Source organism: Candidatus Terasakiella magnetica (genome assembly GCF_900093605.1).
GTDB classification, from domain to species: domain Bacteria; phylum Pseudomonadota; class Alphaproteobacteria; order Rhodospirillales; family Terasakiellaceae; genus Terasakiella; species Terasakiella magnetica.
The window spans coordinates 40,121-61,851 of sequence record NZ_FLYE01000034.1; the positions used below are offsets into that span (position 1 = coordinate 40,121).

At 47.9% G+C, this 21,731-nt stretch carries 19 protein-coding genes; 6 read left to right on the forward strand and 13 right to left on the reverse strand.

Annotated elements, in window-relative coordinates:
• Nucleotides 1–263 precede the first annotated feature (263 nt).
• Nucleotides 264–1,037, reverse strand: a complete 774-nt coding sequence (locus MTBPR1_RS11090) for an FG-GAP repeat domain-containing protein (protein ID WP_069189086.1) — start codon at nucleotides 1,035–1,037, stop codon at nucleotides 264–266.
• 93 nt (nucleotides 1,038–1,130) lie between these two features.
• Nucleotides 1,131–2,300: a DNA recombination protein RmuC gene (locus MTBPR1_RS11095; protein WP_240492885.1), complete on the reverse strand. Its 1,170-nt coding sequence runs from the start codon at nucleotides 2,298–2,300 to the stop codon at nucleotides 1,131–1,133.
• Nucleotides 2,301–2,428: 128 nt separating this feature from the next.
• Here MTBPR1_RS11095 and MTBPR1_RS11100 point away from each other — a divergent pair, with 128 nt between their 5' ends.
• Nucleotides 2,429–3,835, forward strand: a complete 1,407-nt coding sequence (locus MTBPR1_RS11100) for a DUF4139 domain-containing protein (RefSeq protein WP_069189088.1) — start codon at nucleotides 2,429–2,431, stop codon at nucleotides 3,833–3,835.
• On the opposite strand, the gene MTBPR1_RS11105 is transcribed toward MTBPR1_RS11100, so the two are convergent.
• Nucleotides 3,836–5,140, reverse strand: coding sequence for a DUF2336 domain-containing protein (locus MTBPR1_RS11105; protein WP_069189089.1), 1,305 nt, complete (start codon nucleotides 5,138–5,140; stop codon nucleotides 3,836–3,838).
• Between the two features lie 5 nt (nucleotides 5,141–5,145).
• Nucleotides 5,146–6,783: a sensor domain-containing diguanylate cyclase gene (locus MTBPR1_RS11110; protein ID WP_240492886.1), complete on the reverse strand. Its 1,638-nt coding sequence runs from the start codon at nucleotides 6,781–6,783 to the stop codon at nucleotides 5,146–5,148.
• Nucleotides 6,784–7,145: 362 nt separating this feature from the next.
• Between MTBPR1_RS11110 and MTBPR1_RS11115 the strand changes: the two genes are divergently transcribed.
• Nucleotides 7,146–8,159: a glucosaminidase domain-containing protein gene (locus MTBPR1_RS11115; protein WP_126465188.1), complete on the forward strand. Its 1,014-nt coding sequence runs from the start codon at nucleotides 7,146–7,148 to the stop codon at nucleotides 8,157–8,159.
• On the opposite strand, the gene mutS is transcribed toward MTBPR1_RS11115, so the two are convergent.
• Nucleotides 8,156–10,765, reverse strand: a complete 2,610-nt coding sequence (gene mutS / locus MTBPR1_RS11120) for a DNA mismatch repair protein MutS (protein ID WP_083223064.1) — start codon at nucleotides 10,763–10,765, stop codon at nucleotides 8,156–8,158. The genes MTBPR1_RS11115 and mutS overlap by 4 nt on opposite strands.
• Before the next feature lie 219 nt (nucleotides 10,766–10,984).
• Here mutS and MTBPR1_RS11125 point away from each other — a divergent pair, with 219 nt between their 5' ends.
• From MTBPR1_RS11125 to MTBPR1_RS11140, 4 genes are all read left to right on the forward strand, one after another.
• Nucleotides 10,985–12,127, forward strand: a complete 1,143-nt coding sequence (locus MTBPR1_RS11125; RefSeq protein ID WP_165602663.1) for an alpha/beta hydrolase family protein — start codon at nucleotides 10,985–10,987, stop codon at nucleotides 12,125–12,127.
• Nucleotides 12,124–12,303, forward strand: coding sequence for a hypothetical protein (locus MTBPR1_RS11130; protein ID WP_069189092.1), 180 nt, complete (start codon nucleotides 12,124–12,126; stop codon nucleotides 12,301–12,303). Before MTBPR1_RS11125 ends, MTBPR1_RS11130 begins: the two co-directional genes overlap by 4 nt.
• 151 nt (nucleotides 12,304–12,454) lie before the next feature.
• Entirely contained in the window at nucleotides 12,455–12,946 is a 492-nt protein-coding gene (locus MTBPR1_RS11135) for a hypothetical protein (RefSeq protein WP_069189093.1), read from the forward strand.
• Nucleotides 12,947–12,990: 44 nt separating this feature from the next.
• Complete coding sequence (locus MTBPR1_RS11140; protein ID WP_069189094.1) at nucleotides 12,991–15,264, forward strand: NADP-dependent malic enzyme; 2,274 nt, start codon at nucleotides 12,991–12,993, stop codon at nucleotides 15,262–15,264.
• 101 nt (nucleotides 15,265–15,365) lie between these two features.
• On the opposite strand, the gene ccmI is transcribed toward MTBPR1_RS11140, so the two are convergent.
• The 8 genes from ccmI to MTBPR1_RS11180 form a co-directional block, all read right to left on the reverse strand.
• Complete coding sequence (gene ccmI / locus MTBPR1_RS11145) at nucleotides 15,366–16,553, reverse strand: c-type cytochrome biogenesis protein CcmI (RefSeq protein WP_069189095.1); 1,188 nt, start codon at nucleotides 16,551–16,553, stop codon at nucleotides 15,366–15,368.
• Nucleotides 16,550–17,032, reverse strand: a complete 483-nt coding sequence (locus tag MTBPR1_RS11150; RefSeq protein WP_069189096.1) for a cytochrome c-type biogenesis protein — start codon at nucleotides 17,030–17,032, stop codon at nucleotides 16,550–16,552. Before MTBPR1_RS11150 ends, ccmI begins: the two co-directional genes overlap by 4 nt.
• Entirely contained in the window at nucleotides 17,029–17,571 is a 543-nt protein-coding gene (locus tag MTBPR1_RS11155) for a DsbE family thiol:disulfide interchange protein (RefSeq protein WP_069189097.1), read from the reverse strand. The genes MTBPR1_RS11150 and MTBPR1_RS11155 overlap by 4 nt, the downstream gene beginning before the upstream one ends.
• Entirely contained in the window at nucleotides 17,568–19,556 is a 1,989-nt protein-coding gene (locus MTBPR1_RS11160; RefSeq protein ID WP_069189098.1) for a heme lyase CcmF/NrfE family subunit, read from the reverse strand. The genes MTBPR1_RS11155 and MTBPR1_RS11160 overlap by 4 nt, the downstream gene beginning before the upstream one ends.
• A gap of 1 nt (nucleotide 19,557) precedes the next feature.
• Entirely contained in the window at nucleotides 19,558–20,052 is a 495-nt protein-coding gene (ccmE, locus tag MTBPR1_RS11165; protein WP_069189099.1) for a cytochrome c maturation protein CcmE, read from the reverse strand.
• A complete protein-coding gene (gene ccmD / locus MTBPR1_RS11170) occupies nucleotides 20,049–20,216 on the reverse strand; it encodes a heme exporter protein CcmD (RefSeq protein ID WP_069189100.1) in 168 nt (55 codons plus the stop codon). Before ccmD ends, ccmE begins: the two co-directional genes overlap by 4 nt.
• Nucleotides 20,217–20,230: 14 nt before the next feature.
• Nucleotides 20,231–20,950 (reverse strand): heme ABC transporter permease, encoded by a 720-nt coding sequence (locus MTBPR1_RS11175; RefSeq protein ID WP_069189280.1) that lies wholly within the window; start codon nucleotides 20,948–20,950, stop codon nucleotides 20,231–20,233.
• Between the two features lie 136 nt (nucleotides 20,951–21,086).
• The gene (locus MTBPR1_RS11180; protein WP_069189101.1) at nucleotides 21,087–21,590 is read right to left on the reverse strand and encodes a type III secretion system chaperone family protein; all 504 of its coding nucleotides are present in this window, start codon (nucleotides 21,588–21,590) and stop codon (nucleotides 21,087–21,089) included.
• Nucleotides 21,591–21,731: the final 141 nt, after the last annotated feature.

A 21,731-nucleotide genomic window follows, 5' to 3' on the forward strand; every position in this document is an offset into this window, starting at 1 on the left:
GTACATACGAAAAAAGGCCCACTGCGGTTATTCCGCGAGGGCCTCTTTTCGAATATACGATCCGTCTTCAGGTTCCCCGCGAACTACGCTTTGGTTTTCGTAGTTGTCTTGGTCGTCTTGGAGCCGGTGAGGAGCGTGCACGCAACATCACCCGCAAAAACTTTTGCGGTCGTCTTTTTCACAGACATGATGTTCAGCACATGAAACATGTTAAGCACTCTCCAATAATCGTGGGCTCTTCATACTTAAAAGATTTGCATTTGTCAATGTGGGTAAGGCCAGCTTTCCTGATTGCCATCTTCAAGCCCGACCAATAAGCCCGTTTCACTCGCAACAATAGGTCCGCCAATTGTCCCAGAAAAGCTTCGTTTATCGATCACTTGGGTTTTTGCACCGACAAAGCTCAACACCTGTAATTCCCCCCGACTCATATCGGGAACAACGATATCCATAATGCCATCTTTGTTCCAATCAATCACTTCATGAAGATCAAGTTGGCTTGATCCCATTTTATGATTCGAAAAAGATTGCGTCTGTACATCTTCAACCAGCTTATTGCCTTGGCGCTCATAAAGCGTCAAACGCCCGCCAATATGCGGTGTAATCACCGTTGCGATTTCAAGCTTGCGATCACGGTCAAAATCACCAACTCCAATAGGATTTTGCCAACGATATCTAAGACCGATGGGCTCACTCTCAGCTGCGATCACGAGCTTGCCGCCACGTTGATCAAGCAAAGCCAATGCCGCACCCTTATTTTGATAGCTGCGCACCACCAAAATAGCTTTGCGCCCATTAAGCCCCATGGGGACAAGGCGGGGTTCCACATCTTCAAAAACTGAATTTTCATCAAGGCGATAAGACAGGATGCGCCCATCATCCAATACCGCTTCAACCGCGCCATATTCAATGCAATCACCTAACACGCAATGATCATAACGATCAGTTAGCAAGGCAAAACGCGTTGAGACAATATCTGCCGCCCAAACAGGTACGGCCAAAAATGTCATCACGAAAGCAAGCAGGAATATGGGCATGGGATCACCTCTCTTTTTATTTTTTAAGAGTATCCCACAGGCTGTCTTAACGTTAGATGAAGAAAATCACATATTCACAACTATTTATGAACTTTATTCAAGGCGCTCAGGCGGTGGGGCGAGCTCTTCAACAAGGCTTTCATCGCCCAGTTGAATTTCTTCAATGCGCTCGCCACGTTTGGTCACCTTATCAGTAGAAATCCGGATTTTGCGGATATCTTCTACTGATTGGTTAAAGTGACGCTCAAGCCCAGCCACACGATCATCAAGGCGCCCGACATCTTCTAGCAAGGTCATGACTTCTTTTTGGATGCGCCCGGCTTCTTCGCGCATACGGGCATCTTTTAAGACCGCGCGCACTGTATTCAGCGTTGCCATCAAAGTTGTCGGGGACACAATCCAGACCTTGGCCTTATAGGATTTTTCCACCACATCGGTGAAATTGGCGTGGAGTTCTGCATAGATGGCTTCTGCAGGCAAAAACATCAGCGCGCTTTCTGCGGTTTCCCCCGCGATGATATATTTCTCGGAAATATCTTTAATATGTTTAAGTACATCCGCCTTAAAGGTGCGCACAGCAACGGTTTTATCCTGCTCATTATCAGCTTCTTGCAAAGCGACATAACTTTCCAGCGGGAATTTAGAGTCAATACAGATAGAGCCCGGCGGGTTGGGCAGTTTCAACAAACAATCCACCCGCTTAGTATTGGATAAAGTTTCCTGAAAACTATAGGCCGAAGGCGGCAAGGCATTGGTCACCAGCATTTCCAGCTGAACCTCACCAAAGGCCCCGCGGGTCTGTTTATTAGACAGAATATCTTGCAAGCCCATCATCTGTTCTGACAGGTCCATGATATTTTTCTGCGCCGTATCAATCACGGCAAGGCGTTCTGCCAAATTGGACATATGTTTTGCGGTCGATTTGGTTTGTTCCAACAATCCTTCACCCATGCGATGGGTCAAACCGCTTAAACGTTCATCCAGAGTTTTGGTAATGGCGCGCTCTTGGGATTGTAATCTCTCATTCACCGTTTGTTGAGCACGGTTTTGAAGGTCCGACATTTGAGAAAGTCGCCCTGCTAACTCCCCATGAGAGCGCCCAAGCTCTAATAGCTGTTGGGTAAGCGCTTCTGTATGGGCATCCTCAACAGGTGCGGCATTATTGCGGCTTTGTTTAAGGGTAAAAACAACCACGATGAGACATAGAACGACCACGCCCACCAATAGGCTGATCACCAAATCCGTATTTTGCAAAAAATCCACGCCTCTGCCCTCTCCATAATAAAGCTGATACATCCATAGCACGTTTATTTTTCCACGCAAGCTTGCCTCTTGGAAATTGTACAGGCAACATGTCAAAGCTTGTGTTTTCCGAAAAGGAGTCCTTTTATATGTCTAAGATCAAACCTGCCCTCATTCTCGGGGCTTTAGGCCTTTTCTCCTTCACCGCACAAGCTGAAAACACCTTAAATGCAACCCATCAACAACAGTTGTCTTTAACGCTCTATCAAAATGGGCTGGGTTTTGTGCGCGACACACGGCGCACGGATTTATCAAAAGGGCAAAATGATCTGGCTTTTGAAGATGTCAGCACACAATTGATCCCCGATAGCTTGCTCATCAATACAAAAGGCATTGAGGTTTTAGAACGCCGCTTTGCCTTTGACCTTCTCACCCCACAAGCCTTGTTAGATAAGGCCGTTGGAAAAACGGTTTCCTTTCGTAAATTCAACAGTGTGACGGGCAAGGATGATATTATTAGCGCCAAAATCCTTTCTACAAAAAATGGCGTGATTGTGGAACGCGATGGTCAAATTCAGGTTGGTCAGCCCGGCCAACTCATGTTGGAAAAACTCCCCCAAGGCCTGCGCGCCAAGCCTGCCTTGCTTGCCTCTTTAAATGCCCCCAAGAAAGCAAGCTTCGAGCTTGGCCTTGCCTATCTATCAAACGGGTTGAAATGGCATAGTTCTTATAGTGCTGAACTTTCACCAGATGGCAAAAGCGTGAACCTGAGATCATGGGCAAACCTGACTAACACAAGCGGCACAGATTATAAAAATGCCACGCTCAGCCTTGCAGCAGGCCAGATTAATAAAAAGACCGTGCGCAAAAACGTGCAGATGATGGCGCGTTCTGCCCCTCAAACCATGATGGCAATGGATAGCGCACCTGAAAGAACGGCTTCCCCGCCACAAGCCTTAGGTGGCCTGCATCTTTATAGCCTTCCTCATAAAGTTGATCTTGCCCATAAAGAGACCAAGCAAGTCCAGCTTATGGCCCCAATGAGTTTTAAAAGTAAACGTGTTTTGGTGCGCCAGTTTGGTCCAAGCTATAACGCGATTTCCCATCAGGTCTTGGCAGTTCATCCCAATATTGAAGTGAGCTTTACCAATGCCTCAAACGCCCCCTTGCCAACAGGCATTGTGCGCCTTTATCGCAAAGACCAAGCTGGTGAATTACAGTTTGTGGGCGAAGACCGCTTAAAAGCAACACCCAAAGGAAATGAGGCCAAGCTGCACCCCGGTCAAAGCTTTGATGTGACCTTAAAGCGCAGCCAGACCGAGTTTGAATTTAACGGCAAACACAGCTTTGAAGCTGCCTATAAAGTGGTGATTAAAAATGCCAAAGACACGGCTGAGACCATGCGCGTTAGTGAAGCCTTCCCCGGGCAATGGAAAATTGAAAAATCCAGCCACAAAACGACGCGGCGTGAAAATAATCGGGCAATTTGGGAAATTAATGTACCTGCAAACGGGCAAAAGACACTGAGCTATGAAGTCAATGTGAGAACTCGATAATTAAACAGACATATTATTGAAGAAATCGACCTGCCATTGCAGCTCTTCTTCATTAAGCGCATAACCACCTTTATTGTGTTTTAGGATATCTTCGGCTGGAATATGGGCGACTTTGGCCTGAATATGGGCTGCAACCCGTGCCTCCATACCAGCCTTCCAACATAGTGCTGAAACCCCTCTGGCACTGCGCATGGTAATCATTCTTTGAGCGACACTCAAATGAAGGCTTGCTTTTTCAGCTAGTGCCGCCACAACAAATTCATTTTCGCCCTCTGCCATGGCATTGATGATCACCTGTTGGTCAAGGCGGTCCATGCGTTTAAGATTTTGCGCAATCACATGAGGCGGCTGTTGGAAAAGCCATGCATATTCTTTGCGAAGATCATTATTATTACGAACCTCTAGCGTTTTCTCAACAACGCTTGGTTCTTTATGGGTTTGCGCAATACGGCGATTAACCTCATCGCGCACCGCGCCAAGAACCTCAGCGCTCATATCCTCGCGTTCTTGTAAGGCATCCATCAAATTATCAGCCACAAATTCTGCCAGCCTGCGCACCGCATGGGTACTTAAGACCGGACGTTGTACCAGCGGGCCTTGCCATTCGGTAATATCTTGAGATTCTTCGATCAAATGATCCAGTGTTTCTTCACGAATTTGCGCACTGTCATTACATAATAAGGTGGTGATCGCAGGCACATCATGGGTTTCCACAATGGCATCGGAAACATCCGAGCTCACCGTTGAGCGATTGGAAATCGCGCCCAAGGCTCCAGATGAAATACCGCTTGAAATAATATCCAGCAAATCTTCATCGCGCAGCACGGGAGAATGTTCCAAAACCGGACAAGCCACAGACAATTCTGAATCATGAGCCAGTGTTTTGATGACTTCTTCAGGGGCCTGCGCCACATCTTTAAGCGTTTCAGCCAAGATCACCCGAATATTCGCCAATTGGTCAGAAGCCAATATTTCCAGTGCCTGATAAGCATAACTTTGGACGCGATCAACCTCATATGCGGTTAGTTTAGGCGCAAGGTCAGTGATTTTCTTAGCCAAATCGGAGCGAATTTCATCATTGCTGTCTTTTGCCAACTCCACATAGGCATGGCTTGGCGTGTTTTTATTTAAAGCAATGGCTTTGCGCACTTCAGGGGCCGCATCACCTGCAAGATAAAACAGGATTTCTGGGCGGATATCTTCACGTTCAGCCAAGGTTTTTCTAACCGCCACATCATGATGGCGCGCCATTTCCTTTGCTTCTTCATAAGTCAGTGGCGCATCATGTGCTGGGTCTTTCACCATAACGCCTATTGCCCCTTATAATCTTCAGCCACACAAAACTGGCTTTTACCTGCTTTTTTGGCTTCATACATGGCGGCATCTGCCCGGCTAACCAGCGTCTCGATGCTTTCGTCACTATCAGGATGATATAAAGCCAGCCCTAAAGACACCCCAAGCATCATGTCATCTGCACCGGAATGTTCTTGTAAGAATGTACTGCTTTCCATCATTTTGGTGCAGCGTTTATGGGCCGTGTTTTCCGTAATATCATCCAGCCACAGGGCAAACTCATCCCCACCCAAACGGGCCACCACATCCCCCGGGCGCACCTGTTTGAGCAAGAAATCACGCACTAACAATAAAATTTCATCACCTTTTTGGTGACCAAAGGCATCATTAACCTGCTTGAAATGGTCCAAATCCACATAAATAAGCGCAGCCGGTTTGTTGTTATATTGTAAGCGATCAATATGACGCGGCAGTTCTTCTTCAAAAAAGGCGCGACGGTTTAACAGGCCTGTCAGCGCATCGGTCCGTGAAAGTTCCACAATGCGTTCATGGCCTGAGATTTGTTCATTGGCGATACCGAGCTGGTTGGCCACATCGGTTGCCAGAATTTTATCATCATCATTCCATGTGCCACGGACTTTTTCACGCCACAGGCAAATCGCGCCATTTACATTACGGCGATAACGCGTGGCTGAATAAATCGCAAGCCAGTCTTTAACCTCAAAAATACCGACTTCATTTTCACCAAGGCTTTCCAGCTTTTCAAACAATTCTGGAATTTCATCGGGAATATCACCAAAGGAGGCATTCACCACCATATCGCTATCGGGCTTGCAGCGATAAATCTGACAACCATTTGCGCTCAGTGCACGCGCTGTAGCGTTCGCAGCCGCCGTGAGCATATTGCTCGGCTCAACCTCATCACGGATGGTTTTAACGATATAAGCCAGTAACTGATCACGATGATAAGCACGTGCAAGAGCGGCATCACGTTCGCGCTCCTCAGTTATGTCGCGACAGACACCGCGCGCGCCAACCCAATGGTTATTATCATCAAAAAGTGGCACACAAGAGACCATCAAACACGCAGGCTCCCCATCAGGGCGCACCACCCAAACCTCTTCACGTTCCAGCTTTGATTTAGACATGAAAGGATTGAGGGAATGTTTTTTATGACGTTTTAAAACAATCTCGTCACAATGTTTGCGAATCAGCTCGTCTGGCTCATAGCCCACCGCACCACGTTGGGAGACGAAAATAAAATAACCGTCTGCACCGACTTCCCAAGCAAAATCACTGGAAATATCCACCAGATCTTTAAAACGCTGGCGAGAATCCATCAGGGCTGCACGCAAATTATGTTCTAAGCTGGAGTCTCTTGCACTAAGCAGATAGCCTTCCCCAAAAGGGCACAGGGTGAGATCGTAAAAGAGAACACCTTTTTCCGTTTCAAACCCTGCGGTTTGCATATGGGCTGTATTAGACTGTTCAACTTTACTAAACAGTTCCACAACACTAGGGATACCAAGGCTTTTCACCAAGGTTTCAGCCGCGCGACTTTGTACCATCACCGTTTTATCCTGTGCGAGAAGCACAGCAGGGAACGGCGCATCAGCAACCCAATCAGCAGCAATATTCATAGACTCTTCAGACATATTCCTACTTTTCAAAATTCCGTGCAGAACATAGATAACTTCTTATAAAAATTTAAGAATAATCCTATTCGGGTTTTCATAGGAAATCAAATATTCCTGTTGAGAAAAACTCATTTAGGAATATTTACTCACAAAGCCCTTTCGTGGTAGTGTTATAGCGGATAACAAAGACAATCCAACGCTTTTTGATAAGAATATTATCATCTGGCCTTTTGTCGCAAAATCTGTAAAATTCGCCCCACAGCTTGTCCGGATTAAAAGAAAGCTGTTGATAAAGAAATCCGGCTTATGCGCGTGAAAATAGCTTCAAAGACTAAGAAGGTCTGACAGCCGCGCTTTTGTTAACAACATTTGATTTTAAAATGGCTGATAAACAGCAAAGCAAAAGCTTTCATCATGCAATGTTGGCAACTCTTGGCATTTCTTTCTTTGTCTTGAGCGCCATGCATCTTCTCAACCCGAGCAACACATCAAGTCAGGCCCCAAAAGCCATCTTGAAACCTGCCATTGAGGCAAAGCTCAGCAAAGAAGATTTAGACGCCATTGCCGGTGAAGAACAAGCCAATGCTGGTGCTCGCCTCACCGTTAATGATCTTAATCAGGCTTTTGAGAAAATCGGCTATGAGCTTGATCCTGTTTTAGACGGCTCTTCAAATGTGCCGCGCCTGTTTGTTTCTTCCTTACCTGTTGATCTGGCCAAGATTAAACAGACAGATGAGCGAAAGTCAGTTTTCTTTAGAACGCTTTTACCGCTGGTTTTAAAAATCAACGAAGAAATTGTTGAGCAACGTACCAAAGTCTGGCGTCTTCGCCATCGCATCACCATGAACCTTTCCTTGCGCGGTGAAGATGTTGTGTGGCTAAGCGGCATGTTTAAACGCTATAACGTTAAGCTGGGCCAATATGATCACTTGCTGCAAAAAATGGATGTGGTCCCGCCCTCACTTGCTCTTGCTCAAGCCGCTGAAGAAAGCGGTTGGGGGACCTCGCGTTTTGCCCGTGAAGGCAATGCGCTTTTTGGGCAATGGACCTTTAATCCTAAAGACAAAGGCATTGTGCCAGAGGGACGCGAGACAGGTAAAACGCACCGCATCAGAGCCTTTGACAGCTTAAGCGACAGCTTAAAAGCCTATGTTCATAACCTAAACACCCATAAAGCCTATCAGGGTTTGCGCAAAAAACGCGCCTTTATGCGCAATGTCAAACAAGACCTCAATGGCTACAGCCTTGCTGGCACGTTAGATAAATATTCAGAACGCGGTGAGCATTACGTCAGCTCCTTGCAATCCATCATGGATAAAAACAAGCTACAACGTTTTGATAAAACAACACTGGTTGAGGGCGCGCCTGAAGAACTTAACGGCCCGCTGATTTAATCGCGCAATCCCTTTAAACGATAAAGCGCTTCCAAGGCTTCACGCGGGCTCATATCATCGGGCTGAATATCATCAAGGGCGATCTCAACCTCGCTTGGGCCAGCCTCCACCATAATCGGTTCAGGTTCATGGGCAAGGGCGGCAAAAAGCGGCAGATCATCAGCCAGTTTTGTCACCGCACTGCTTTGTTCGCCTTTTTCCAAAGTTTCCAAAACCTGCTCAGCACGTTTAATCACCGCTTTTGGCAAGCCTGCCAAGCGCGCCACATGAATACCGTAAGAACGATCAGCCGCCCCACCGCCAACTTCATGTAAGAAAATCACCTCGCCTTTCCATTCCTTGACCTTCATGGAATGACAAGACAAATGCCCCAGTTTTGAGGTAAGCGCGGTTAACTCATGATAGTGGGTGGCAAAAAGGGCACGACATTTATTGAGCTCATGGAGATGTTCCACAACCGCCCAAGCAATGGAAAGCCCATCAAAAGTCGCCGTCCCGCGCCCAATCTCATCTAAGATCACAAGTGAGCGCTCCGTTGACTGATTTAAAATCGCTGCGGCTTCCACCATCTCCACCATGAAGGTGGAGCGCCCCCGCGCAAGATCATCCGCAGCCCCCACCCGGGAAAAGAGACGATCAACCACCCCGATATGGGCATGATCAGCCGGCACAAACCCGCCCATCTGCGCCATGATGGTAATCAAGGCATTTTGGCGCAGGAAGGTCGATTTACCCGCCATGTTCGGACCCGTGATCAACCAGAGGCGTTGGTCTTGGGAAAGATCACAGTTATTGGCAACAAAAGCGGATTCATTGGCCGTCAGCAAAGCTGCTTCCACAACCGGATGGCGCCCGCCTTGAATATCAAAGGCATAATCTTCAGACAAGACCGGACGGTTATAATTACATTCAATCGCGATTTGCGCCAACGCACTTAAGACATCAAGGCGCGCAAGAGAATTTGCCGCCAAGGCAATTTCATCGGCCTTCATCATCACATCACTGATGAGTTCTTCAAACAGGCGCGTTTCAAGGGCAAGAGAGCGATCCCCTGCTGAGCTGATTTTGCCTTCCAGTTCTGAAAGTTCCACCGTTGTATAACGGATCACATTCTTCATGGTCTGGCGATGGATAAACTCGCCTTCACTGGGCATTTTCTCAGATTGTTTTGCCGTCACCTCAACAAAATAGCCCAGCACATTATTATGCTTCACTTTCAAGGTGGGGATATCCACCGTCTCAGCATAACGCGCCTGAAGGTTAGAGATCAGACGTTTACTTTCTGAGCGCAAACCGCGCAACTCATCAAGTTCCGGTGCATAGCCCGGGGCAATGAAATCACCATCGCGCGCTAAAAGCGGCAAGTCTTCCCCAAGGGAGCGCGCAAGCTTATCCACCAGCTCGCCATGATTACCAAGGTCGCTTGCGCATTGTTCCAAAATGGGGGCTGGCGTTAAAGTGATCAGTTTTTCACGCAGCTCAAAACTTGCTGCTAAACCATCACGAATGGCGGCTAAATCGCGCGGGCCACCACGGCCCAAGGTGATGCGCGATAATGCACGCTCCATATCAGGGCATTTTTTCAAGGCCTCGCGCATATCTTCGCGCGCAGCTAAATCCTCTTTAAAAAACTGCACCCCATCAAGGCGTTGATCGATTTGTCCAACATCTGTGAGCGGTGAAGACAGCCATGTGGAAAGCAAACGCGCACCTGCGCCACTGACCGTGCGATCAATCACTTCAAGCAGGCTGCCTTTGCGCTGCCCGCTAAGGGTGAGGGAAAGTTCCAGATTGCGCCTTGTCGCCGCATCGATTTCCATACTCGCGCCTTGGGCCAATTGGCGGGGGATTTCAAGACGCGGCAATTTACCTTTTTGGGTGAGCTCCACATAATCCACCAAGGCACCTGCTGCAGAAATCTCACCACGGGCAAAGCTGGCAAAAGATTCTAGTGTTTTTACCCCATAGAGTTTTTCCAAACGTTTAGTCCCGTTTGAGCTATCAAAACGGCTATTGGGTTGCGGGGTTAAGACGGATTTAAAATCATTAAAGGTATCAAAATGCTCAGGGGCTTGTAAGAGCTTGTCACTGACCAAAAGCTCACCGGGATTAAGCCGTGCCAGCACCGCAGGCAAGAGAGCGGGCACACATGCTTGGGTATAAAAAGCACCTGTTGAAATATCCAGCCACGCCACACCCATTTCTGAGCGTGATTGGGCAACAGCCGCCAAATAGTTATTGGTGCGCGCGTCTAACAAAGTATCTTCGGTGATGGTGCCTGCTGTAAAAAGGCGTACCACATCGCGTTTTACAACGGATTTTGAGCCACGTTTTTTCGCTTCTGCCGGGTCTTCCATCTGCTCACACAGCGCAACCTTGAAACCTTTTTCCACGAGCTTGGGCAGGTAGCTTTCATAAGCCTTAACCGGTACGCCGCACATGGGGATATCTTCACCATTGTGATGCCCGCGTTTGGTCAGGGTAATTTGTAAAGCTTGCGCTGCTGAAACCGCATCTTGAAAGAACAGCTCGTAAAAATCACCCATGCGATAAAACAACAGATAATCGGGATGACGTTCTTTAAGCGCCATAAACTGCGCCATCATCGGTGTTGCCCCGCCTTTCATACGCGCTTCGATTTCTTCTTGGCTGACTTCAGCGGGCAAATGTTCTTTGGCGACTTCAAGCGTGGTCATGGGGAAACTTCAAAATAGATATTTCAACAAAGCATAGTGATAGCACACCCTTTATAGAGAACTGAAGCACTTGCATCGAGTCTTTTGCACCCTTATCGTAGGGACAAATTTATGTTCCAGGGGGACCACGTGAAAAAAGCGCTCATCTTCAACTTGCTCGGCTGGCTGTTTTTAACCGCCTCGATCGGGAGCTTTTTCTATTATTGGGATGTGACGCGAGTTCATATCATGGGACTAAAAAGCAAAAACAGTTTTGCTTATGACCCCTTGCCTGAACATATTGTGAATTATGATATTGGAAAAACACTTCACATTTCCTCCCCACAAGATAGCGGCGAAAAACGCCAACTGCTCAGAGCTGCTATTTTTGGTGATCAAGCCTTGGAAAGCTTCCTTCCCTATACCCACCTTCGTTTGTTAAAAAATGCCTATGCTGATCAGTTCCCAACCCCGACCTGCCTTTTTGAAAACGAAGCCAGCAAACGCACTTTATGCCAGTTAAAGACTTATAAAAACTGGCAAAACCTAGATGCTATCCATGAGTTATCTTTTACATTTGATCCAGGCTATATAACAAAATCCTATCTTTTCACTCCTCAGAAAAGCAATCGCAAGCTGGTCATCTATCATCATGGTTATGCCAGCACCTTTCACGAACAAGACCATCTATTGCAACAGCTCAATGATGAAGGCTTCACAATTATTGCGCTTAACATGACTAGCTATGGCGACCACCCGCTTAATTATGAGAACCCTTGGGCACAAGCGATTAATGGAAAAATAGATCAGGTAAAACATCCCCAAGAAGTCATCTTTAAACCCGTTTTTGCCTCGCTCAACCATGTGCTTAACACAAACAAGATTGACCATGTCTATATGATGGGGCTTTCGGCAGGGGGTTGGGTGACAGCTGTGAGTGCCGCGCTTGATCCACGCATTGAAAAATCCTACCCCATCGCGGGTGTGCTTCCCTTGGCCTTGCGCCAAGGCGATAAGGAACGTGCTTCCCCACAGTTTTACAAACCCATGCTAGATGCGGCGAGTTATCTTGATATGTTTGTCATGGCAGCTGATGATCAAAGCCGCAGCCAACTGCAGATTTTTAACCGTTATGATCGCTGCTGTTTTAATAATGTGCGTGGCAAGCTTTATGAAGATATTGTCTCTCAAAACTCAGCAGGGAGTTTCAAGGTTCTCATTGATGAAACCCATGCCCGCCATAAAATTTCCACATGGGCGTTTGAACAGATTTTGGAGGATATGAACAAATGATCATCAAATACCTTCTCCCCTGTCTTTTTGCTCTTCTCGCCCTTGTGATCTGGTATCTGGATGGCGCTTGGCAAAATGGGGCAATGCCGACCAAAGGCATGATCAAAGTTGTTGGCTTTGCCGGCCTTGCCGGACTGTGTTTTTTCATGGCAAAAAAGTTTAAAAAAGCATCTTAAGTTTCAACTATCTGCTTTGCACTATTTGCATAACACGACCATCCCCCTTTGCGGTATGCTCATAGAGAAATGAGTTTACGCCTAGTAATCTGTCCCAAACTGGTGCAGAATACGTAATATAAATACTCAACTCACATACTGGTTAAAACAAATGAACACAAACACATCAGTAACAGAAGTTGTCGGTCTGCTAAATAGCCGCGAAACTTTTGAGAAAACAGTCGATGCCTTGCGCAAAGCGGGCTTTGAACGTACCGATCTCAGTGTACTTAGCTCACATGAGTCCATTGAAGCTGCTGGCAAACCTGCCAAGCCGATCAAAGATGTCCTGACCGCCCTTGTCGGTGAGGTTAAATTTGAAGGCCCGGTTGTGGCTTCTGGTGCTGTTTTTCTGGCTGGTGGTCCCGTAGGTGAGTTAATCGGTGCTGTTGTGGGAGCAACAGTTGGTGGTGCTGCAATTAAAGAAGTGCTCGGTGAAGTCACCGCAACACCACATACTGAAGATTTTGCCCGCGCTGTTGATGCCGGAAGCATTATCTTATGGGTACGCGCCCTTGGGGAAGATAAACAAGCCAAAGTCACAGAAGTTTTGCAAAACCAAGGTGCAGAAAACGTCCATCTACATACCAATACACCAGAATAAGTCTGGCTTCGCTGAACAATAGATAAAGACAGAGACATACACTTATGGACGATCAATCAATTCGGGTAACTGAGCGCGAAGCGCTTTTGATGCATGCTTCGGGCCGCCCGGGCAAATTTGAAATTCACCCAACAAAACCGCTAACAACGCAACGCGACCTTTCACTGGCATATTCCCCCGGTGTCGCCGCACCTTGTGAGCAAATCGCCAAAGACCCAAACTTGGCTTACGATTATACAGCCAAAGGCAATGTGGTTGCGGTCATTTCCAACGGGACAGCCGTTTTGGGCCTTGGCAACCTTGGTGCCTTGGCCTCCAAACCTGTCATGGAAGGTAAAGCCGTTCTTTTTAAACGCTTTGCCGATGTAGATGGCATCGACCTTTTGGTTGATACCGAAGATGAAGATGAATTCATCAATTGTGTTAAATATCTTGGCAAGACCTTTGGCGGGATCAACCTTGAAGATATCAAAGCACCAGAATGTTTCACCATAGAAACCAAGCTGCGCGAAATTATGGATATCCCGGTCTTTCACGATGATCAGCACGGTACAGCGATTATCTCAGCCGCGGGCCTGATCAATGCCTGTGACCTTACTGGTCGTGACATGAAAGATGTCAAGCTGGTGGTCAATGGTGCAGGTGCGGCTGCCATTGCCTGTTGCGAGTTGGTGAAAGCCATGGGTGTTGCCCATGACAATGTGATCATGTGTGATTCCAAAGGCGTGATTTACAAAGGCCGCAAAGAAGGTATGAACCAATGGAAATCGGCCCATGCCTCTGACACAGATGCACGCACATTAGCCGAAGCCATGGACGGCGCAGATGCCTTCTTTGGTCTTTCAGTTAAAGGGGCTGTGACCCAAGATATGGTTGAAAAGATGGCACCAAAGCCGATCATTTTCGCCATGGCAAACCCTGATCCAGAAATCACCCCAGAAGATGTAAAAGCCGTTCGCGCCGATGCCATTACTGCAACGGGTCGTTCTGATTATCCAAACCAGATCAACAATGTTTTGGGCTTTCCTTATATCTTCCGCGGTGCCTTGGACGTGCGCGCCAGCACCATTAATGAAGATATGAAAGTAGCTTGTGCCAATGCCTTGGCAGAGCTTGCGCGTGAAGACGTACCTGATGAAGTGGCGGCAGCCTATTCTGGGCGTCGCCTGCGTTATGGGCCTGACTATATTATCCCTGCCCCGTTTGATCCACGCTTGATTTTCTCCATCCCACCTGCGGTTGCTGAAGCTGCTATGGCCTCTGGTGTGGCGCGTCGCCCCATCATTGATATGGATGATTATGCAAATGAGCTACAAGGTCGCCTTGATCCCACAGCTTCTAGCTTGCAGGTTATTTGCGATAAGGTTCGCGGCAATCCGCGCCGTATCGTCTTTGCTGAAGGTGAAGAAGAAAAGACAATCCGTGCAGCTTATGCCTTCTTAAATGCAGGCTACGGCACGCCCATTCTTGTAGGTCGTGAAGATAAAATTCAGGCTACCATGAAGAACTTGGGTCTGGCAGATGCACCGGGTATTGAGATTAACAACTCCCTCATCGGGCCGCGCACCAAAGAATATGCGGAATATCTCTATCGCCGTATGCAGCGAAAAGGTGCCCTTTTGCGCGACTGTAACCGTTGGGTCAACCAAAACCGCAACATCTATGGCGCAACCATGGTTGCTTGTGGTGATGCCGATGGTATGGTCACGGGCCTGACCCGTAGCTTCTATTCATCTTATGATGATGTAGCACGCGTTTTAGACCCCCATAAAGACCATATCCCCATGGGTGTTTCCATTGTGGTCAGCGGTGGGCATCAAACGGTCTTCTTGGCTGATACCCGTATTCATGAAACCCCAAATGCTGAAGAAATGGCTGATATTGCGGTTTCTGCCGTGGCAAAAGCGCGCAAGCTTGGTCATGAACCACGCGTGGCTTTCCTCTCGCATTCGTCTTTCTCCGGTCGCTCTGGTGGTCGCTCAGAAGAGGTGCGCAAGGCAGTGGAAATTCTTGAAGAGCGCAATGTGGACTTTGAATTTGACGGTGAAGTCACGGTCAATACCGCACTGGATCGCGAACTTCTGGATGATTACCCCTTTACCCGCCTGTCCGGTCCGGCAAATGTACTGGTCATGCCGGGGCTCCATACGGCTGATATTTCTTCCAAGCTGTTACAAAAACTTGGCGGTGGTACGGTGATTGGTCCGATCCTGCTTGGCCTTGAAAAGCCTGTGCAGATTGTCCCGCGCGACACCACTGTTTCAGAAATGGTCAATATGGCGATTTTGGCTGCTCATGATGCGATTGTCGGTCGCTAAAGCTTCAAGCCCATAAAACAAGAAAAGGCGGGGTCGATTAAGTTCGATCCCGCCTTTTTCTTTTGATTAATGTCATGCTGGAGCCCGATCCAGCATCCATTTTATTTGCTTTCCAGCTCCTTGATCTTATTGCGTGCTTCAATGGCTTTTTCTTTCTCGCCCAAAACGCCGTAGACTTGAGCCAAGCGTTTCCAGCCTGCCAAATCATCGGGATTTTCTTTTAAGCGATCAGCAAGACGTTGAACCATAGAGCGGATCATATCGTTTCTTTCTTCAGCACTCATTTCCTGTGCTGCTGCCATGTCAGCGCGGGTTGGGCCTTTGGGCTGGGCTTCAGCTTCTTGAACCGCGGGTGCTGCTTCTTGCTCCCACTCCAACGCAAACTGCTTGGCAAGCACTCTTGCTTTTGCAGAAGGTTTGAAGTCAGCTAGGTCAAGCTCACCAGCTTGGGCCGCCATCTGGATTTGTTCATCAACCTGCGTCATCCAAGCCGCTTGAGGGGGCGCAATGGCTTTCAGGTCCGTCCATGTCTGGATGGCCCCTGCAAAGTCTTCCACACGTGCCTTGGCATAGCCCAGATAAAAACGTGCTTTCATCTGCATGGGGTCTGCTTTAAGCGACTCCATTAAGACATTGATGGTTTCCTCATCGACCTGACCTTGACCAGCATAAATCTTGGCTTCCGCAAAATCAGCCAGAACCGCAGGATGGCGATCAGATTCTTTAACCGCATTTCTATAGGCATCCATGGACTCTTCATAACGACCAACCGTGCGCAATGTGCGCGCTAACAACACCCATGTATCAATATCTTTGGGGTCTTGCTCAAGGCGTTTTTTCATACGGTCAATTTCTTGCACCATATTCGAGCCGCCATTGGCAACCTCATGTTCACGCTGGATATCGCGCGAGGCATAAGGCACATCTTCATAGCCCGGCATACCGATTTTATAATAAAGCGCAAACGAGCCAACAATGACAACAACACCGCCAAGAATGCCGCCCACAAGGGAGGTTTTGCTTACCCCACCTGCCCTATTTTTGGTTTTGCTGCGTTTTTCATCAGCGCTCAAAAGGCGGCGTTGAATTTCAATACGGGCGGTTTCTGCTTCATCAGCACTGATCAATCCACGCTCTAAATCTTTATCCAACTCTTTAAGCTGGTCTTTAAAAACGCTTAAGTCATATTCAGCGCGTTCTGCATCATCTTTGCTTTTGCGCCATAAAGGAGCGGCTAAAAGAAAAAGGGTGATTGCACTTAAAAGAACAACCGCAATCCAAAAACTCATGTCTCACTTCCTTCTTCTTTAAGCAGCGCATCCAAGCGCGCTTTTTCATCAGCACTTAACGGGGCAGCGCCTGTCGTTTCAGCCGTTTGTGTGCTGCGACGACGATAATAGAAAATAATCCCGATCAGACCGATCACAACCATCAAGGCCGGACCAAACCAAAGGGCCATGGTCTTGGCCTTCACAGGTGGTTTTAACAACACAAAATCACCATAGCGCGAGACCAAATAGTCTTTTACTTGCTGATTGCTGTCACCTTGGGCAATACGGTCGCGCACGAGGATGCGCATTTTCTTGGCAATGCCGGAATTTGAATCATCAATGGACTGGTTTTGACAAACCACACAGCGCAAATCTTTTGACACTTCACGCGCACGTGCTTCTAAGCCCGCATCTTTCATAATCTCATCAGGTTCCACCGCTGCAACATCCAGTGAGAAAACCATAAGGGCCATAAAGGCGATCAAGACCTGTTTCATTGTTTGCGCAGCTCCTTGATCAAAGGAAAGAGAGTATTATTCCAAGACCGTGGGGTAATTGGACCAAGGTGTTTGTAGCGAATGAGGCCTTGTTTATCGACGATGAAAGTCTCTGGCGCACCTGTAATGCCCCAATCAATAATGGTCTCGCCTGTCGTATCCACACCAATTTTTGTATATGGATCGCCATGGCGCGCCAACCAGCGCACCACATCATTGGAATTTTTCTCATCCCAATCCACACCATAGACCTTAATGATGTTTTCCGCCTTTAGCTTGAGCAAAAAGGGATGTTCCTGCAAACAGGCCACACACCAAGAACCAAAGAAGTTCACCAAAGAAACTTCGCCTTTGACATCTTCAATGGTGAGCCCTTCAGTACGCCCTTTAACCGGAATGAGCTTGAAATTCCCCATAGGTTGGTTGGTCAGAACATCCGTATCCAGCTTGGAGGGGTCTTTGGTCAGGCCAACGGCAAAATAAACCGCCAGCACACAAAAACCGATCAACGGGATCAAAAAGAAAATACGTGAATTCATGCTTTTGCTCCCTCAGGTACAGCGCTGCCTTGGGCTTTAGAACGTTTTGGTGCGCCCACACGGTGGCGACGATCTGTCAGACTGACCAAGCCACCTAAAGTCAGCAGGGCTGTCCCGCCCCATAACCATGCGACCAACGGGTTCCAATAAAGGCGGGTGACATAACCATCACCGGATTTATCACCGACAACCGCATAAAGGTCACCCAAAAACATGGTATGAATAGCCGCCTCAGTCGTTGGCATGCCGCCCGTGTCATATTCACGTTTTTCAGCCAGCAAAGTAGTGACATAGTCATCGCCGTGATGCACCGTAAAGGTACCTTCCAGCGCATCATAGTTCGGCCCACGGATATCGCGCACCCCGTCAAAGGTGTAGGTATAGCCCGCAACTTCGAGCTTATCGCCAAAATTCATTACCTGAATTTTTTCAACTTTCCAGTTCCCCGCACCTGTCATCCCCGCAATGGTAATGGCAAGGCCAAAGTGGGCAATGGTCATGCCCCATGTGGAACGTGGTTGGCGTTTTAGACGTTTTAAACTCTCGCCAAAGGAGGTTCTGCCCAGCTTGATGCGTTCTGCGATATCCCACAGCACACCAACAGCCAGCCATGTTGCCAGACCCATGCCGAAATAGCCGCCCCAACCTTCTTCGCCTTTAACGATGAAGGTCACGATAACTACGATCAGGGTTGCGCCATAAACGATATAAAGGCGCGAAAGAATGCCTTTGGCCTCTGCGCGCTTCCATGACATGAGCGGGCCTAAGGCCATCAAGATCACAAGCGGCGTCATGATCGGAATGAACACACGGTTATAAAATGGTGCGCCAACCGATACTTTGCCAGCCCCAATCGCATCGATAAAGAGCGGATAAAGCGTGCCGAGCAAAACCACACCTGTTGCCGTGGTTAAAATCCAGTTGTTAAACAGCAGTGAGCCTTCGCGCGATACGGGCTTAAACAAACCCCCACCCACAAGGCTTGGTCCGCGCATGGCATAAAGAACAAAAGAGCCCCCAATCGCAATGCACAGCAAGATCAAAATAAACACACCACGCTCAGGATCACTGGCAAAAGCATGAACCGAGGTCAAAACGCCTGAGCGCACAAGGAATGTTCCCATCAAAGAAAGACCAAAGGCAATGATTGCCAAGAAGATGGTCCAGCTTTTCAGTGCATCGCGTTTTTCCACCACAATGGCAGAATGGAGCAGGGCCGTTCCTGCCAACCATGGCATGAAGGAGGCATTTTCAACCGGGTCCCAGAACCACCAGCCGCCCCAGCCGAGCTCGTAATAAGCCCACCAAGAGCCAAGCGCGATCCCGATGGTCAAAAAGACCCACGCAGCCAAAGTCCAAGGGCGCACCCAGCGTGCCCAACTTGCATCCACACGGCCTTCGATTAAGGCCGCCATGGCAAAACTATAGGCAATGGAAAAGCCCACATAACCAAGATACAAAAATGGTGGGTGAAACGCCAAGCCTGGGTCTTGCAACAAGGGGTTCAGGCTTTGACCGTTGACCGGTACATTGATCAAACGTTCAAACGGGTTTGAGGTAAAGAGAATAAACAGAAGAAAACCGACCGTAATCAAGGACTGGATCGCCAAGGTGCGGTTTTTAAGACCTGAAGGAAGATTGCGTCCAAAGACTTCAACCGCGCAGCCAAATGTTGCCAAGATCAAAACCCATAATAACATGGACCCTTCGTGGTTCCCCCACACACCTGAAACCTTATAAAGCATCGGCTTATCGGTATGGGAGTTTTTCGCCACATTTAAGACGGAGAAATCCGAGGTGACAAAAGAATAGGTCAGCGCAGCAAAAGCCACAAGGATCAAGAAGAACTGCGCAATTGAGGCTGGCCCCGCAACATCCATCCAGCGGCGATTGCCCACACTTGAGGCTGCCAGTGGCACGACCCCTTGAACGATTGCGACAAAAAGCGCAAGGATCAGGGCGAAATGTCCTATTTCTGCATACATATTATTTGTCTTTCTGCTCTTCAGGAACGTGGCCTTGTTTCAAGGCATCACTGATGGGTTGACCTTCTTCCCACTTACCGGATTTTTTCAAGGCTTCTGCGACTTCAGGCGGCATGTAATTTTCATCATGTTTTGCCAGTACTTCATCAGCAATCAAGACTTTGCCTTTGAAATAACCTTCAGTAACAACACCTTGGCCTTCGCGGAACAGATCAGGCAAAATGCCCTTATATTCAACGCGAATGGTATTTGCCATATCGGTCACATTAAAGATATTGGTCACCCCGTCCGCCGCTTTGGTCACAGACTCAGCTTCAACCAAGCCGCCAATGCGGATGCGTTGATCGGGGCGGATTATATCTTTTTCCATAATTTCCGTTGGGCTAAAGAAAAAGACGATATCATCTTCAAGGGCTGCGAGCACAAGGGCTGCGACTGCGCCAAGGGCGCACAGGCCAACAAGGGCAACATATAAACGACGTGTTTTCTTTTTCATGATGCGTCCGCCTCTTTAATTTGTTCCATGATGGATAGGTCTTTTTTACTTTTTGCCAGAGATCTCATGCTCGTAAGCAACAGGGCGATTAACAAAACGGCAGCAAGGCCATAACAAGGCCAGATGTAAATGCCGTGACCACCCATATCGAAAAATTCGTTCATATCTCCATCTCCCCTTAACCGTGGACCTGACGCAGGCGTAGCGCGCGCACTTTGGAAGCAATGATTTCCCCGCGCATTCTAATGAACAGCACGAGGGTGAAATATCCTGTAAATGCAAAGAACATCAGCGCTAAGGGCAACAACATATCCGGGTGAATGGCTGGCCCGCCTGATTTGACGATTGAGGCTGGCTGATGCAACGTGTTCCACCAATCTACAGAGAATTTGATAATCGGAATATTGATCACCCCGACAAGACAAAGAATCCCGGCTGACTTATTGCCGCGCGCAGGATCATCAAAAGCATTTAAAAGCGCCATATGACCGAGATAGAGAAACAGCAATAACAGTTCTGCCGTTAGGCGTGCATCCCACACCCACCACGTGCCCCACATGGGCTTGCCCCAAAAGGAACCTGTGAAAAGGGCCAGAAATGTAAAGGCTGCACCAATGGGTGACATACATTTTGCCGCCAGATCAGACAGCGGATGTTTCCAGATCAACCCCATGGCAGAGGCAATCGCCATGGAAACATAAATCACCATAGACATACTGGCAGCGGGCACATGAATATACATGATGCGCACGGTTTCACCTTGTTGATAATCCGTAGGAGAATCAAACAGGGCAAAATACAATCCCGCAGCAGTGCACAGGATGGTGATCCCAATTGTCCATGGCAATAACAAGCCACTTAGCCACATAAATCTCTTCGGATTTGCAAACGCATTGATGTTAAAAGCCATCGTTCCTCGAAGCCCCAATACCGATATATTTTCGCATTGCAGGCTTTATGAAACTTAAGTTAGGCACCATTAAGGCAAAGATAGCTACATTGGTGTCACATTTGAGAAAATGCGGATATAAGGCCTAAGCTTGGCCGACACATTCCATCAAGGCGCAATCCATGGCCTGTTGGCCCGGCATATTATTAAAGGCCGCAAACTGAAAAGCAGGGTAGAAACGCTCACATTCACCCAGACCGATCTCGATAATCTCTTCGATTTCTTGGGCTTTTTCAAAGCCGGCGTTGCCCATCATGATTGTATGGCGAAAAGCTGGTGCATTAAGCCCTGCCATCACTGCAAAATGACCGATCCACAGCTTGCTGTTAATGGATGCTAAAAGATCATTCACATTACCAGCAGATTTTTGCGACAAGCGCATATCCATAGAACAGGACATATGTAAGGACTGATACTCATCACTCCAGCTAAACTGGATGAGATAGGTACAGTTTTCGCCCACGCTTTCCATCACTAGATCGCCATTTGTGAGACTTTCCAGCAGCCAGCCGCGCTGTTCTGCCAAATGTTCAAGGACGTCGAGACCATGGTTCGGCGTTTTTGTCTGTGCCTGTTGTACGAAATTCATCTTACAGATAATTCTTTTTGTCGTTTGTGTTGAGGCGAAATTAGACAATAAAAAAGGCCCTGCGCAAGGGCCTCTTGGAGTCGCTGAAAAGATTCCTGTGGATAAAAATGTGGAACACTTCGGTATGAATACCAGCGACTC